Raw genomic sequence first — 15,799 nt, forward strand, 5'->3', positions numbered from 1 at the left:
CAGGAGGGTTTTCAAACCTTCCTGGGGTCGGTAATTTCTCCCGTAAGGGCGGATGCTCCTGCGGTTGCAGGGGAAGAAAGGTAGACAAATGATTCTGCGCTTCCTTCTCTGCCCTTGAAGTTGCGGTTGGAAGTTGCAAGCCCGACTTCTCCCGGGCCGAGGAGGCCGAAAGAGCCGCCCATGCAGGGTCCGCAGCAGGGAGATTCTACGATTGCGCCGGCATTCATGAGTTTTTCAATATATCCGGCTTTTAAGAGTTTCATATACTCGGTTTTCGAAGCAGGCACAACAAGGAGGCGCAAACCTTTTGCAACCGGCTCATCGCCCATGATGTCGGCCATTATCTTGATGTCTTCAAACCTGCCGTTCGTACAGGAGCCCATAAAGATCTGGTCAAGCTTCGTGCCCTCAACTTCGCTTACCGGTTTTACGTTATCCACATTGTGAGGACAGGCTACCTGGGGTTCAAGGTCAGAGACATCGTAGTGCCTGATGTCCAGGTATTTAGCCCCTTCATCGGACTTCCAGTATGGGTCAAGTTTGTAGCCCGGAATCCTCTCCTGAAGGTATGCTTCGGTAACTTCATCGGCTTCGATAATTCCTGCCTTTCCTCCCATCTCGATTGCCATATTGGAGATAGTCATTCGCTCGGGAATGGAGAGGGAACGGATGGTTGAACCTGCATACTCGGCTGCCATATACCTGGCACCTTCCACTCCTACATCTCCTATAAGGTGCAGGATAAGGTCTTTGGAGTAAACACGGTCTGGCAGTTTGCCTTCAACTTCAAAACGGAAGGTATCAGGAACCCTGAACCAGAGTTTGCCTGTAGCAAAAACGGCTGCCATGTCAGTAGACCCTATGCCGGTAGAAAATGCCCCTAAAGACCCGTATGCGCAGGTATGGGAGTCAGAGCCCACAATAAGGTCTCCGGGCAGCACATGCCCTTTTTCGGGCAGAACCTGATGGCAGACTCCTTCATAAACATCGTAGTTTAAAATGCCCTGCTCTTTTGCAAACTTCCTGAGCATGATGTGGTTTTCAGCGGCATTAATCGAGTCTGCAGGGACCTGGTGATCGAAAATGATTACGATTTTGCTGGGATCCCAGACTTTTTTTTCTTCTTCATCTCTCATGATTTCGTAAAAGCCCTGGACTGCCAGCGGACCTGTGATGTCGTGGGTCATTGCCAGGTCTATGTTTGCCAGTACGAAATCCCCGGCTTTCACGGGAGTTCCAGAGGCCTTCGAAAAGATCTTCTCCGAAACGGTCATCGGACGGTTGTCACTACCAGACATTCCGGTCATGGGGATAACTGGAGCTTTCTAATAAATAAATTTAATTGCTGAGCCGGAATGGAAATGGGGTTCAGGACAAGGATAAGGCATGTTTCTTTAGTATTTTTTTCAGTATATCTTTCTTAAATGCGGGGTGCTTTGACGGTTATTTTTTATCCGGGTGGCAGGCCGGTCAAACCCGCGTGACGCAGGGAAAGAAAACTGAAATTCTTTTTCCGGGACTCCGTAATCGTGGGTGGTCCACCTTTACATGATTGATACATGATTGATATTTTTGAAAAAAAACAAGTCTGACTCAAACTCCGGGATTCTGCCCCGCCCGAATTTCGCTTCGGGAGCACGAGGTCTGTTTCGCTCCGCTCAAGCAGACTAAAATTCGGGGTATTCTGATTTGTACAACCATATTCACTATATTCTGTCGTTCTTGTCCCGCTCGACGCAGGAGAGCGGTCTTTCCCAAATAGACGAAAAAGAACAAAGAAGGAATAAAAGCTAGCAAATAAAATATTAATTGAACGGAAATAAACTAACAGGTAAAAATGACCGGAAGGCACTATAACTCCTGTTTTTTGCTTTTTCTTCTTTTTTGTGAAGGGCCGCCAGACAGGTTGGCGGAGGTGCTGATATGTATCTGTGAATTTTAATGAGGGTTCTAGGGGAAGATATGAATTGTCTGTTCCTTTTTGAGTTGCAGCTTTGACAGATTCAGACAGAGATTATAGTTCCGAACTTAGTTTTCGGATATCCGGATATATCAACCGGTTAATACGGGATCACCGAATAGTGTCTCAATTGATTATTAATTGATTATTTTTGTAACTCCTTTGCTGTCGTGAACCACATAAACACATGTGCCTTTTTCCAGATTATTTCTGGCAATCTCCAGCCCTTCTTTGCCTTTTTCAAAATCTTCGTATTTTTCGTACATTGCAAGCGTGTCCTCAAGTTCCGCGATATATCTGGAGAGCAGGGCCTCTGCAAGTTTCCGGCTTTCTTCCGTAGAAATATGCCCTCCAAGCCCTTCACATTCGCAGGTGTACAGTTTAAGCCCTTCAATGTAAAATGGATAGGTGCTGCAGAGCATCGGGCGAACGGGATAAATCCTGCACCTGTTTGTTTCTTTTTCGAGGAAAATGCAGTCTCCATTCCTTTTTTGCCTGAGCATCCAGCCGTAGGCATGGATATTGCCCTCAGAGTCAATGTCCTCCTTCAGGAGCTCAAACAGCGGGGAGGTTTCCGAAAACGGCTCTTCATCTGTTTTTGATATTTCCGGTTGTACGAAAGAAATTTCTCTATCAATTTCTCTGTCTCTATCTTCTTCCTTGTTTCCGGTTTCTTCGGGCTGGCAGGTTTCAGGGATAAGGGGGCCTGCAATCTCAAGTTTTGAAAGCCCTGTGTGTTTCTGTATTTTCTCAATTTCCGGAGGAGTCAACACTACCCGGTTGTCCCCAAAAGCCCGCCGGCAGCACTTCCCGCAGTACTGGCAGGAAAAACCCGTTTTTTCGAGTTCGTGTGCAAGCTTTTCAGGGTCAAGCCGGCGAGCCATCTCAATTTCTTTTTTGAGGGAGGCGATAAGAATGAGCTGATACTTTGTTTTTCCGGATTTTTGTTGACTGTCTGAACTGGATTCTTCCATATACAGGTTCCTGTACTGCAGGTAGATCAAACTAACGCAGGTGGCGATTGCTGGTAGAAAAAGAGTGTCTGAAGGGGATGCGGGCATGGATAATAAATTTTCGTGATTGACATCAAACAGATAGCCATATTTTTTAAGACAGTTAAAACATAAATTAATGCGGTGGAACCTTAGCCTCCAACGAATTTTTGTCTTTTTGTTGTGATGCCCTTGAACCTGATATTCCCCGCCTGCCTGCACTCACAGGTGAGGAATATACAGCGTTGCAAGTTTATTCATCGATTTAGGAGGCGTTTTTTGTTTTTGTCTGTTCGCTTAGACATATAACTGTATGACAAGCTCCTATTTAATACTTTTCATATACTTCATAATATTTGATGTTATTATATTTATTATTTGTATTACTTACTGGAAATACGATATGTGAAAATATATTCTTTATTACAGAAAAACAGTTTTAATTTGAAAGTGTTTTTAACGCGGAATTTCAAGACTCAATTTGATCGTTTATTCTATTGCCTGTCAATTATATCTCCTTTTTTTCTTGCCATCAAACTTTTTTATATTAGTTTCTAAGTGAAAAAAACATATATAGTAATACGTATATTACTATATGTAGTACTATCCAGGCAAATTTGAAATTACCGATAGGTGATATGATGGAAACAGAACTCATGAGGATAGGGATTTCTCTTCCCGACATCCTTCTTGGTGAATTTGATGAGATTATTGGAAAAAGAGGTTATTCCTCCCGCTCTGAAGGCATAAGAGATGCCATAAGGAGTTATATTTCCTATTATGAGTGGATGAACGGCATTAAAGGACATCGTGTCGGGACAATTGCATTCGTTTACGATCACACAAAGCGAGGGCTTTCAAATTCCCTAACTGATATTCAGCACCACTACTCCCACCTGATCAAGTCTTCAATACACATTCACCTCAACCACGAAGACTGTTTTGAAGTAGTTATCCTTAATGGAGACGGCAAGGAAATAGCAGAACTTTCCGAGGCTATGATGGTTCTCAAAGGGGTAAAATTCTCCAGGCTCACAACCGTAGCTTCAAATGAAAATATTTGACCTTTCATATGAGATGCAAATTAATATATCGGGAGCTTAAAGCAGCCAAACTTCCAGATCTCATTCGGTGAGCATATTCCGAAACTTCAGGTTCGAGTCCTTCAGGAAATGTGAAGAATAAAATTAAAATCCTGCTGGTAGCCGATATCCACTCAAACCTTGAAGCCCTCCAGCCCCGGATTCAATCAGCAAGCTTTATATTCGGAGACTCAATTAAAAGTTAGTTTGTATGTGGCAGACACTACTTAGTAAGTTTGAAAAATACCCGGCACAGGCAAAGGTACTTAAGTTACTTTTTGAGCGCGGGTTTCAGGTGAACGAGGAAGGAAAAGTAACTTCCGGAAGCATCGAGATTGCACACACCCAGCTTGCAAAGGAGGTGGGGGTTGACCGACGGGTTGTTGACGCGACCACAAAGACCATAATCTCCGACGAACTCCTGAGCACCATATTCAAAAATGTCCATTCAATCCCTTTTCTCAGAGACGTGGCCCCTGCTCTCGGACTCGGGGTAATTATCATCATTCCTGAAGATGCCGCTCATATTGGCATCCTTGCAGAAGTTGCAGGCCTTATTTCCAAACACAATGTAAGCATTCGCCAGGCTGTTTCGGATGACCCGTACCTTACGGACAATCCCAGGCTTACAATCATTACCGACCACAAAGTCCCTGGCGACCTTGTTGACGATATCCTTAACCTGTCCTCGGTAAAAGGAGTAAGTATTTACTGAGAATAATTCCATTTTTACAAAATGAGAGTTTTATGAAAACTGGACCGGAATCGCGGCTTCTTATGAATGCCAGACCGAAAGGGGAAAAGCTACTTCCTCGGAGGTTGCCCTTGTAGCAGAAAACGGTTTTCTCACATTGTTTCTGATATGAAGGTTGGGGCAAGCCCCGAAAATTGAATTACAGGTATTCTCCGGAAGTCCGGCAGGGCATTTTCCCGAAATAAAATCCGGGTATTAGCGCAAAGCTAAGGTCTGTTATCTGGATAAACAAATATAATTAAAAAAAATGTGTTTTTATTTATGTCGCTTCCGCCTAACAAAATTTCCACAAATGGATGTCTCCCATTATCTCTTCTTTTACAGGCGGAAGCAGCTCTTATTGTATTTTTACTGGTGCCGGAAGAAAAACAGAGCACTTTTGGCTTTCTTGATTTTTATCCTTTTTACACAGGTCTTCGCACCCGTTTACTATGTCCATGCAGCAATCTGCTTTTCAAGCTACCTTTTTCGGTTCGGCAATAAAATCATACAGGAATGCTGCAACAAGTGCTCCTGCTATGGGACCTATGATATAAATCGGGAACTGGGCCCAGAGGTTAGCTCCACCCAGCAAAGACTCGGCAAGGTAAGGGCCGAAGGTGCGGGCCGGGTTCAGGGAAGAACCTGTAATGTTGCCTACAACGATCACATCTGCCGCTACCACAAGCCCGATTGCAAGCCCTGCAAAGCCGGAGGGAGCCCGTCGGTCAACAGCTGTACCCATAATGGTAAGCATGAGGAAAAAGGTACATACAGCTTCGCAGAAGATTGCCTGCCCGTAACTGACCCCATAGAACATCGAAGTAGCCCCCAGGCCCGTATCAACAGCCCTCATTCCCAGGATCGCTACGAGGGAAAAGGAAGCCAGGCCTGCACCTATGAGTTGGGCGACAATATAGGCAGAGAGTTCTTTTGCGGGAAAGCGGCCTGTGGCCCAGAGGGCAAGGCTCACCGCAGGGTTGATGTGGGCGCCGGAGATATGCCCGAAGGCATAGACCATGGCGATTATTGCAATTGCAAAAGCCATTCCTATGGCAAACCAGGCTTCGATGTCAATCCCGATATTAAACTGGTTTCCGGGAAGGGGCACCCAGCCCTCCATCAGGAGCACGGTCGTTACCACCGAGCCTGTTCCCAGAAAGACCAGGACATAAGTACCCACCAACTCCGCAAGAGCACGTTTCATGAGGTTTGTGTCTGTCATATCAACTCCTCACTGAAAAGTTTGAGACAAAGAGACTGAGATAAAGAGGTAAAGAGAACTGCAGGAGGAAACCGTACCCTGAAAAGGGCACAACCTGAAAGAGGAAAGAAAAAAGAGAGAAAAATTGCTGCAGGAAATAATTCCTGTAATTTTAGTACCCTTAACCTTAATTCGGAATTATTTTTGAATTTATTTTTGAATTTACTTTTAACTACGTTGTCATTTCATTTTTTACTGATTTTTCATTGCAACTTTTCCTCTCCTACTGCGGCTTTTTTCATCAGCTGCCTATACTCCGATTCCTCTTTTCCTTACCTACCCCTCACATACCCTTTATCCTCAATCACTACCCTTTACACTGCATCTGACCAGTTACAGTCGTTGCACTTGTAGTCAAAGTAGTTCGCCGAACAGAACTTGCAGACCCTGGCAGGAGAATGTGCCTGCTTTTTGTGCAGTGAAATGATGTTTGTCATAAGCGTTGCAGTTACGGGCTCGCTTGTCAGGAGACATGGGAAGTCCGCCAGGCGCATGAGCGCTGAGAACCGGACAGTGATCGCACAGGCCGGATATGTGTAACGCTGGGGATTCTGCAGGACCTCGTTTTTATCGATGGGACTCAGGTCGATAGGCACACCCTGTACAATGGATCCGGCACCTCTCGGGATATGGTCGATAATCCTTTCTCCCTTTTCGATCATGTCAATGAAGTCCACGTTGTGCAGCTCAGCTGCCGCCCCACGCCTCGGGTTTGTAAGTACAAGGTTGTGGAAGCGCTTGACCAGCAGGTCAAGCACCATCATGGTGGTAAACCCGTCCATCCAGAGAATCTTGGTGACTGCAGCAGCCGTCGCATCCGTGCCGATCGTCAGAGGGGAATATTCGTCCCTGAACTTTCCTTTTGCCCGGTTCATGGTACCCTCCAGAACGTCCGTGACAGCGTTGATGACTGCCAGCACGACATCGTCCTTTGTCATGTTGTACATGGACTGGGATATGTGGTGGGCTACGTCTCCCACGCCGTAAGCAGGTACAGTCACAATGTTCCCGTAGAAAACATCGGCGTCCATGGCGTTCTTTACGGTTTTTCGGATCCTCTGTTTATATGTCTCCATATACTTCCTGGTATCAAAGGAAGTATGTCCGGCTTCTTCCATGAGTTTGACCTGGGCATCAATCGGGGACTCGTAGACCATCTTGAGCATATCAATTTCTTCTTTTATGGCTTCGGATGGAGTTTTTCCGTCTTCGATCGCTGTCTGGAACTTCGCCCCTATCCCATAGGATGTGTTCATCCCCCAGGACTTTGAAGACAGGATCGCACGCTTGTGTTCTACAGGGATGTCCATCTGCTTGAGAATCCTGTTTACAACATTGCTTGTGCTTCCGGGCACAAAGGCAAAGTCCACGACACAGGTCGGCCCGTAAAAGCCCCCGTACCTGCGGATTGACTCTTTTCCGATCAGGGCTTCGGACTTTCCTATTTCCTCTACGAACTTCATGACCGATTCATGGAAAGCCGGGTCCTCTTCATAGAGAATTTCGAGGATCGGAGGGGTCTGGTAATGCTCTACAAATGGATCATCTTCAGGCCTGACCGTGTCCGTGAGGCCTGTAAGGGTTTCGTAATGGGTGTTTACGGAATCGATGTGCAGGTCGAAAACCTCTTTGGACTGCTCTCCGACAGGCTTCATTTTATTTACCGCGTCGACGTAGGGTTTTGCATCCGTTACTTTGAACTCGGTTCCCCGCTTTTTATTTATTACTCCCACAACGGCTTTCTGGGCCCCAACGGCCTCATCTGCCATTTTATTGTACATTTCCTGAACATCAACTTTAAACTCTGCTGTCATATTCATTCCCCAAAATCACTTTAAAGCTGCAGGGAATCTTGAGGGACCCTGAACCCTTGACCCTGAACTCTTAAATATTCAGAAATTCAGGCCTTAAAAGCCTGAGACATTTAATCAATTGTCCAGCTTTAACAGTAATAAATTCCATACTAAAACCCAAAGATCCCCTGTCCAGATAATTTTTTATTGACTTTCTGGATTCTACAGCTGTAATATATGTTGTATTTTATACAATAATTCTTTTTTATTCTATAAATAGCTTGATTTAAAAATAATACTTTGTTTAAAGACTCGAAAACTGATATCAAATACTCAAATTGTTAATTATTTTTATGAAGCCCTTCTGACAGCTTTCAGGATGTTCAATCCGGAGAACGAAAGGGTTCCGATCATAGTCTTTTTGACCGAGGGAGAAAACACCCAGGTCGTTGTTTCCCCTTACGCAATCCGCCAGAACATGAGGGGCGCGAATTCTGCCCTGGTTTCGATTTTTTTCTACCGGTTTCGGAATCAAATTTAGTTTCCTGAAAAAAAAGAACTGGAGAACCGATAAAAGTGAAACAAAAATGTAAGAAAAAGGCGAAAAGAGAAAGGCGAAAAGAGAAAGGTGAAAAGAAAAAAGTAAAAAAAGGTGAAGATTAAGGGCTCCCACCGGATGAAAAATAACTTTATGCGATCGAGGCGTCAGAGGCCGGTGGGAGTAAAAACAATATGGACAATGCAGTTTAATTATTTAATTTGGATGATCAGACTAACGTTTATTAGCTTTCGGGGGAAAGAAATATTCAGGTCATCTGTTCTTTTTCGACTATTCTGCCAAGGCACCTGATTGTTCGATTTGTGTTTTTATGCAGGATGCCTGTACCGCCTGCTTCTTCCCATTCGTGAATGTTCTCGGAGTTGTCATCGATCAGGACCCTGGAGGTTCCGGACTGGAGGGCCTTTTCCGGGCGGAAGCAGAGGATTGCATTGTTTGCGTAAGGGGTTCCGAGTTCCTTTTTCAGCCACTCTATTTTTCCTTTTCTGGCATTAATGAGAGCAAGCTTTCGGTCAGGATTGGGAAGGGCAGAAAGGATTGTAGGATGTAAGCCGGTCCTTTTTAAAAAACAATGAAGTTCCCTGCCTCCTTCCATCCAGGGCATTTCTGACCAGAAATCGGCTCCTGCAGCTGTAATGTGTCTCCAGAAACGTTCTTTGTCGGTAGTGTACCAGAACATCATGTGTTCGCCCAATAGCTCGCATGCACCTGTAAAATCCGTGAGAACTCCGTCCATATCCAGAAAAACCTTCAACCCTGAATCCTGTACGGAAAAGGGGGTGTAAGGAGAATTATCCGGAAGTATAGAATGAAAACTAAGGGAGTTGCCCCGAACCGGACTGCCCTGAACAGGATAACCCTGAAAAAAAACATTTTGGGCCGGGCTACTCCGGACTGGATTACTCTGACCATTATCAACAGGAGTTGAGTTATCCCTTACGGAACTTTTCCTTGTAAACCTGCGCTGATCATTATAATTGGACATGACAACCGTTCCTTATCTTATCTGGCGGAAAATAGTTTCCTAGTTATTATAGGAAGGATGTTAAATATATTTACTCTTAATAAATAATATAATTAACTGAATGGTTCATAAAATGGCAATAGTACAAAAAACTCCAATAATAATAATAATAATAATAAAATAATATTAAATGTAGTCATGGATAGAAAAACGAAAAAAGGAAAGTAAAAAGAAAAGTAATCATTCAGAGAATATAACTTTCAGGGAACATTTATGCTTCAGATTTTGTTTTAGATTTTGTTTTAGATTTTGTTTTAGGTTTTGTTTTAGATTTTGTTTTATTTTTTGTTTTAGATTTTGTTTTAGGTTTTGTTTTAGATTTTGTTTTAGATTTTTTTCAGTTTTTCTTCCGGATATCGTTTAGAGTTTCTTTAAAAGGACTATTTCTTTAAAGGGAGCTGCCTCATTGAAAGGAATATTTATAACTGTTACAAAGCTAATTCAGATTGATGGAAGGAAAAATGAAAAAATACCTGAAAATTACCATTTATACCTTTCTAACCCTATTCATACTTATTTTTATATCATATATTCTGGTTTTTTCCAACCCTTTTTTCATGAATACACACGTAAATTTGCTTGTTAAGCACAGCGGGACCGATCCTCATGAATTCAAGTTTGAAACTTACACAAAAGACGAATTTGCGCTGGAATATTTAAATATCTCATTAAGCCCGGAAGATGACTTTATAGAGCTTTTCGAGAGCCATTACGGCACTGCCAATAAAAAAGATGAATTCTTGATGATCACTTATGATATCCCTGACCCTGGAAATAATTCCACTTACACGCTTTACGGGATAAACAAGTATACCGATCTTGTCTACGTAAGTACCAGAAAAGCACACTGGGACGATGGAAGAAGAGGCGGAGCTTTTCATGAAGATGTAAGACCGCCGGAAAAGCCGGAAAGGGGATGAGCTAAAAATGACCCCTAAAAAGCCCGCTTTTTACCTCTGGCTTCTCCTGGTTGCAGGAGGAATAACGGCATACTTCCTCTATCCTGATGAGATCAATATCCTTTTTCTGGAAGACCTGTCCGAAAAAGACTATTACATGGCTTTGATTATCTATTTCCTGCTCCTGTCCGCCAGGGGTCTTACAATGATCCCTTCAACTCCCCTCCTGCTGGCAGGAGTACTGATCTTCGACCCTCTGGAACTCTTCATCGTAAACATGGCAGGAATACTGAGTTCTTCTACCATAGTCTACTATCTTTCAAAATTCCTGGGCTTTGACTCCTATTTTGAAACAAAGCACGGAAAATATTTCCGAAGAATAAGGAGAAGCCTCACCGACAAAGAACTCCCGGTAATTGTCGGCTGGAGTTTTTTTCCGCTTGTACCCACGGATTTGATAGTTTATGTCGGCTCAAGCCTGAAAATACCCCTGCTCAAATGTCTGCTTGGTGTTTTTGTGGGAGAATCCGTACTCAATGCATTTTATATCTTTTCGACAAACCTGCTCCTGAAGCTTTGAAATTAATTTCATCCTGGCCAAAAATAAGCATCAGGCTTTCCTGAAAACATTTAAACCTGCATGAAGCTCATAGGTCACATGAACCTAAATCACACGAACCCGGTAAGTAACTTTCAAATAATACTCCTTTTATATTCCTATCCACAGTAAACGAAATGTAAAGGATGAGAGCCAGTGAAAAACCATCGAATTTTTCCTCTACTTTTGATTATTATCTGTATTGTTACTGCCATTTCCGGCTGCACTGAAAGTAATGGAACCAGTAATGAAACCGGTTCCGATGAATTCAACGCAACTTCGGAAGAGGAAAGCCGGCAGATTGCCGAAACCTATGTCAGAAACCTTGATTCCTACAGGGAATATAACTTAACCGAACCTATCCTCGTAGAGACCGTGACCCTTCGCTGTCCCTACTGCTGGAAATTTGTCTACGAATTCGACCTGATTTCCGAAAAGGACCCGGATGTGACCGATACCGCAACCGTTACGGTTACGGTGACCGAAGGCGAAGTGGTTGATGCTGTCTATGCACAGGGCAGCAGTCACATCCCCGGGACCCCAACAGGCTCCATGGGAGCTGACGACCTTCTGAATTAAGCTTTCCGAAATTGAAATGTAAGGGTTTTGAATTTCCGGGCTCCGCTGTGCCCAGAATTGCGTAAGCTTTTTTAGGTCCCTCTCCTCCTTATACATGAATCGAATCAGATCAAACCCTGGAAACACCAGTATGAAAAACCACAAACTTTATCGGGTCTTTATTCTCACTCTGGTCTTCTCATCGTTCTTCCTGTATTCTGCAGAATACCTGATTATCGGGGATTCGGGCAGCATCTTCAAAACTTTCCTGAGCAGCCTGGCTTTTCTTCCCATAAACGTTCTTCTGGTTTCAATGATTATCCACCAGCTGCTCAATGATATGGAGAAGAAAAACAGGATTGAAAAACTGAATATGGTAATAGGGACTTTTTTCAGCCAGACGGGACAAGGCTGCTGGTATTCTTTTCAGAGGCAGACCCCGGGATTGAAGAGGTCCGGAAGTACCTGATCGTAAAAAAGGGCTGGAGTAAAAATGATTTTGCCGACGTGAGCCGGCGGCTGAAGAAATACGATTATGCCGTTAAGGCCGATTCCCTTGACCTGCTGAAACTGAGGGATTTCCTGGAGCAGAGAAACGACTCACTCCTGCGCCTGCTCGAAAACCCTGTTATGCTCGAACACGAGTCCTTTTCCGACCTCCTTATGGCGGTTTTTCACCTCAAAGAAGAGTTGATTAGCCGGGAAGAACTCCACGGGCTTCCTATAAGCGACCTGGAACACCTCGAGGGGGATATAAAAAGGGTCTACATCCTGCTTGTTTATGAATGGGTCGCCTATATGGAGTACCTCAAGACCAACTATCCCTACCTTTTCTCCCTATCCATGCGGACAAATCCCTTTGACCGGGAAGCTTCGGCCGTGGTGAAATGAACTGCTGCGGATCTAAGTTTCCAGCTTTTAAGTCTGCTGAGTAAAAAATGTCCTTAATGTTAAAACAGATAGGAAGAATAACGGATAAAACGAGTAACGGAAAAGAAGAGGGATTGAGAAAACATTTCTGCCTTCTTATTTTCGTTACTTTGTTCAAATTTTATCCATTAGCTTTTTGATATCTGCCTTGATATCCGAGGCAAGCTTTCTCGCACTCTCTCCGGTTGTGTCAACCAGCTTTTCAACCTTACCGGTAATGCCCTTTACCTCGTCTTTTACATCAATGGACTTTATTTCCCCGGATAGTGATTTTATTTCTCCATTTATGTTCTTTCCAAGTTTTGAGGCTTCATCTCCGGTCTTTTTTGCAAGGATGTCGATATCATCTCCTAATTTTTTAACTTTTTCCTGTATATTGAACCCTTTTTTACCGGTTTCTTTTTTTTCAGTTTCAGTTTCTTTTACCATAGAAACCCCTTTGATTTTTATATAATAATAATGATAGATTTTTTTATAAAGAGCCTGTTTTTCAGGCACTTATATATTAGCATCCAGAATTATAACATTATCCTTGAAAGTTAAGGCTCTTTAGAATTTAGAAAAAATAATTTTCGGATAATTTTCGGGTAGGTAGCCAGCAGAAGGGAATTTAGAAAAAATTGCTTGTTGCTTCAAAATGTTTCTTCTATACTCCCATAAAGTCAGAATTCGACAGAATCAGATCGGCGCAGAATTAGTAAATGGACTGACCCGTCTGGAGCTTATGTGGAGTGAGGTTGGAACATGTCATAGGTTGTGCCATAGGTTATACTTGTCGTAGACATTACATTAATAGTTGTGTCAAATAGCAATCGTTACTTCTGATCTTTGTCCTCTTCTTCAGGCGACAAATCATCCTCTGTCGGTTTATCAATATCGGTCTTCGTAAATGTGAGAGAAAACTTCATTATTCTTACACTATAGTCGAGCGTTGTTGGCTCCAATCTCCTGGCAACCATATAGTCTAAATACTTTAAAACTGTTTTTTGATTAATGGAAGAAATTCCTTTCATATTAAAAAAGTATTTTATGTTGGTAATTGATTTTTGTTTCGCCAAAATCAATCACTAATGCAGTATATTTAATCCACTGCACATTTAATTTGGTATAAACTTAAAAAACCCATACCTTATTAACTATAAATTAAAATAGTATGCTTGTAAAGAGTAGGGAAATTCAATAAATTCACAGAGTGTAAAGAGTGTATCCTGTCAGGCAGAGATTCCCGGAGAGGAAAGGATCCGGTAACTATAATAACACGGCTCCTGTAATTTATCCCCTGCAAACTGAGAAAGAAGAAACCTGATAAGATACATTTTCAGTAGAATACTGGATCTCCGGGACAGAATACCTCCATAAAAATGATAGAGGAGACATGCAGACTTTAGTTATATGCATAGACAGGGATAACGACCTGGGCGAAAAAGCAAAAATGGAAACTCCCATAGTAGGGAGGGAGGCAAATGTTCGGGCAGCAGTTGCATTGGGGATTGCTGACCCTGAGGACTCGGACACGAATACGATTTTCGGAGGGATCCGGATCCTTGACGAGCTTCTGGAAAAAGGAGTTGACGCTGAGATCGTTTCTTTTGCAGGGGATAAGAATGTCGGGGTGATTTCCGACCAGAAAATCGCCGAACAGCTCGAACTCTATATTCAGAAGAACGAAGTGAAGGGAGCAGTCTTTGTCTCGGACGGGGCGGAGGACGAAACCCTTGTCCCTATAGTGCAGTCCAGAATGAAAATTGATTCCGTAAAACGTATTGTCGTTATGCAGAGCGAAAACCTGGAAAGCACGTATTATATACTCAAGCACGTCTTCAGTGACCCCAAGATCTCTCAGACTTTTTTTGTGCCTATAGGCCTTGCTTTTCTTATTTATGCCATTTTCCTGCTCGCCGGCTACTCCGAAGGGGCGGTTGTGGGAATTCTTGCAGCTGTCGGACTCTACATGCTTTACAGGGGCTTCGGGCTCGATGATATTGTTGCCATCGAAAAAGAAAGACTCTGGGACGCTTTCCTTGAGCAGAAAATGGTCTTCATCAGCTACACTGCTGCCCTGCTTGCCGGGCTTGTAGCTACTGTGTACGGAACTCTGCAGGTCTGGCTACTTTACTCCGAAGAAGGAGTCTGGTACCATGGGACCCTGACTTTGATCTCGGTCTTCATCAATACCTCCGTATGGGGGTACGTGGCAGCTCTCCTGCTTGCAGACCTGGGAAAGATTTTCGATCTCAGAATGGACGGCAAGCCCGTATACAGAAGTATCTCTATCTCCCTCTTCGTAATCGCAGCCGGATTGCTCTTCTGGGGAGCAAGCACATACATCCTGGCTGTAGCCTACATTTCCGATGGGTTGTTAAGTGATCCCTCCGTTGCGCTGCAGTACTTCGTATATTCGATCATAATTGCCGTGCTCATTGCCCTTGCAGGGATAAAGTATTCCCTGTCAATCCAGACTTCGGAAAACGAGAAAAGAGTGAAAGGAATACAAAGTAAAAAAACTTCATGAACTTTGGGGTAACCAATCAATTGAAAATTAACGGATTTAATATTTAAACACGGGAAGAGATTTAAAAATGGATACGGAAGCTGAAATAGCGGAAATTGCAATACTCGGTGGGGTGGGTTTTAACTCCCACAGAGATTGTGAAAACATACCGATAAAGACTCCTTTTGGAAGAATTACTGCATATTTAACCAGTATAAAAGGAAGAAATATTGCAATAATTCCCAGGCATGTCGAAGAAATCCATATCCCTCCACACAGAGTTAATTACAGGGCAAATATCTGGGCTGTCCATTCCCTTGGAGTAAAGCGCGTAATCTCCACAAACTCGGTCGGGTCAATGCGCGGGCATCCCGTTGGCAGTTTTGTCGTGCTTGACGATTTCATAGATTTTACCTGTAGCAGGTTTTCGACTTTTTATGACGATAAAACCGTGCATGTAGACGTTTCCGAACCCTACTGCCCGGAAATAAGGGCAGCTCTCAGATATTCCCTGGAAAAAAAAGGAATTGCCTACACAGAAGGCGTTTATGCCTGCACTGAAGGTCCCCGTTTTGAGACAAGGGCTGAAATCCGCATGATGAGCCAGTTTGCAGACGTTGTTGGCATGACAGGTGTACCGGAAGTAGTTCTTGCAAAGGAACTCAGCCTCTGTTATGCTTCCCTCGCCACCGTTACAAACCAGGCATGTGGGATGACCACACAGAAATTAACTGCTGAAGAAGTCACGGAAGTTGTCGGAAAGGCTCAGGACTCAATCTTCGAAATTCTCTCGGATGCGATCGGAAAAATTCCTGAGACCCGGAATTGTATGTGCAGATTTGCAAAGGAAGGAGCTTGCCTTTAATTTTTTAAGAATATTCCAGATACTGTATTTTGAATCTCAAAGGAAGCTTAC

16 protein-coding genes are annotated in these 15,799 nt (G+C 43.4%); 9 read left to right on the forward strand and 7 right to left on the reverse strand.

The genetic code is table 11. The features are described from left to right. Positions 1 to 11: 11 nt before the first annotated feature. Entirely contained in the window at positions 12 to 1,274 is a 1,263-nt protein-coding gene (locus tag MSSIT_RS08945; RefSeq protein WP_048171772.1) for a 3-isopropylmalate dehydratase large subunit, read from the reverse strand. An 823-nt stretch (positions 1,275 to 2,097) separates the two neighbouring features. Beyond that, complete coding sequence (locus MSSIT_RS08950; protein ID WP_231590487.1) at positions 2,098 to 3,021, reverse strand: YkgJ family cysteine cluster protein; 924 nt, start codon at positions 3,019 to 3,021, stop codon at positions 2,098 to 2,100. A gap of 572 nt (positions 3,022 to 3,593) precedes the next feature. Here MSSIT_RS08950 and nikR point away from each other — a divergent pair. Continuing rightward, on the forward strand, positions 3,594 to 4,016 hold the full coding sequence (gene nikR / locus MSSIT_RS08955; protein WP_048171776.1) for a nickel-responsive transcriptional regulator NikR: 423 nt from the start codon (positions 3,594 to 3,596) through the stop codon (positions 4,014 to 4,016). A 229-nt stretch (positions 4,017 to 4,245) separates the two neighbouring features. Next, entirely contained in the window at positions 4,246 to 4,749 is a 504-nt protein-coding gene (locus MSSIT_RS08960) for an amino acid-binding protein (RefSeq protein ID WP_048171778.1), read from the forward strand. Positions 4,750 to 5,242: 493 nt separating this feature from the next. Here MSSIT_RS08960 and MSSIT_RS08965 read toward each other — a convergent pair whose 3' ends face one another. The 3 genes from MSSIT_RS08965 to MSSIT_RS08980 form a co-directional block, all read right to left on the reverse strand. Continuing rightward, positions 5,243 to 5,992 (reverse strand): MIP/aquaporin family protein, encoded by a 750-nt coding sequence (locus MSSIT_RS08965; RefSeq protein WP_048171780.1) that lies wholly within the window; start codon positions 5,990 to 5,992, stop codon positions 5,243 to 5,245. Between the two features lie 353 nt (positions 5,993 to 6,345). Beyond that, on the reverse strand, positions 6,346 to 7,845 hold the full coding sequence (locus MSSIT_RS08970) for a DUF2193 domain-containing protein (RefSeq protein WP_048171782.1): 1,500 nt from the start codon (positions 7,843 to 7,845) through the stop codon (positions 6,346 to 6,348). A gap of 785 nt (positions 7,846 to 8,630) precedes the next feature. Next, positions 8,631 to 9,368: a 5' nucleotidase, NT5C type gene (locus tag MSSIT_RS08980; RefSeq protein ID WP_048171786.1), complete on the reverse strand. Its 738-nt coding sequence runs from the start codon at positions 9,366 to 9,368 to the stop codon at positions 8,631 to 8,633. 596 nt (positions 9,369 to 9,964) lie between these two features. On the opposite strand from MSSIT_RS08980, the gene MSSIT_RS08985 reads away from it, so the two are divergent. From MSSIT_RS08985 to MSSIT_RS24680, 5 genes are all read left to right on the forward strand, one after another. Then, the gene (locus tag MSSIT_RS08985; RefSeq protein WP_156158826.1) at positions 9,965 to 10,327 is read left to right on the forward strand and encodes a hypothetical protein; all 363 of its coding nucleotides are present in this window, start codon (positions 9,965 to 9,967) and stop codon (positions 10,325 to 10,327) included. Between the two features lie 7 nt (positions 10,328 to 10,334). Next, on the forward strand, positions 10,335 to 10,886 hold the full coding sequence (locus MSSIT_RS08990; RefSeq protein ID WP_048171789.1) for a TVP38/TMEM64 family protein: 552 nt from the start codon (positions 10,335 to 10,337) through the stop codon (positions 10,884 to 10,886). A gap of 174 nt (positions 10,887 to 11,060) precedes the next feature. Then, positions 11,061 to 11,483: a hypothetical protein gene (locus MSSIT_RS08995; protein WP_156158827.1), complete on the forward strand. Its 423-nt coding sequence runs from the start codon at positions 11,061 to 11,063 to the stop codon at positions 11,481 to 11,483. Between the two features lie 94 nt (positions 11,484 to 11,577). Beyond that, positions 11,578 to 11,931: a hypothetical protein gene (locus MSSIT_RS24675; protein ID WP_231590488.1), complete on the forward strand. Its 354-nt coding sequence runs from the start codon at positions 11,578 to 11,580 to the stop codon at positions 11,929 to 11,931. Between the two features lie 38 nt (positions 11,932 to 11,969). Continuing rightward, entirely contained in the window at positions 11,970 to 12,353 is a 384-nt protein-coding gene (locus MSSIT_RS24680; RefSeq protein WP_231590489.1) for a hypothetical protein, read from the forward strand. 153 nt (positions 12,354 to 12,506) lie between these two features. Here the strand turns inward: MSSIT_RS24680 and MSSIT_RS09005 are convergent, their stop codons facing one another. After that, the gene (locus tag MSSIT_RS09005; protein WP_048171792.1) at positions 12,507 to 12,890 is read right to left on the reverse strand and encodes a hypothetical protein; all 384 of its coding nucleotides are present in this window, start codon (positions 12,888 to 12,890) and stop codon (positions 12,507 to 12,509) included. A gap of 317 nt (positions 12,891 to 13,207) precedes the next feature. Beyond that, positions 13,208 to 13,405: a hypothetical protein gene (locus MSSIT_RS09010; protein ID WP_156158828.1), complete on the reverse strand. Its 198-nt coding sequence runs from the start codon at positions 13,403 to 13,405 to the stop codon at positions 13,208 to 13,210. A gap of 362 nt (positions 13,406 to 13,767) precedes the next feature. On the opposite strand from MSSIT_RS09010, the gene MSSIT_RS09015 reads away from it, so the two are divergent. Next, a complete protein-coding gene (locus MSSIT_RS09015; RefSeq protein ID WP_048171796.1) occupies positions 13,768 to 14,904 on the forward strand; it encodes a DUF373 family protein in 1,137 nt (378 codons plus the stop codon). A 67-nt stretch (positions 14,905 to 14,971) separates the two neighbouring features. Beyond that, entirely contained in the window at positions 14,972 to 15,748 is a 777-nt protein-coding gene (gene mtnP, locus MSSIT_RS09020; RefSeq protein ID WP_048171798.1) for an S-methyl-5'-thioadenosine phosphorylase, read from the forward strand. Positions 15,749 to 15,799: the final 51 nt, after the last annotated feature.

Origin of the sequence: Methanosarcina siciliae T4/M (genome assembly GCF_000970085.1) — an archaeon.
Classification (GTDB): domain Archaea; phylum Halobacteriota; class Methanosarcinia; order Methanosarcinales; family Methanosarcinaceae; genus Methanosarcina; species Methanosarcina siciliae.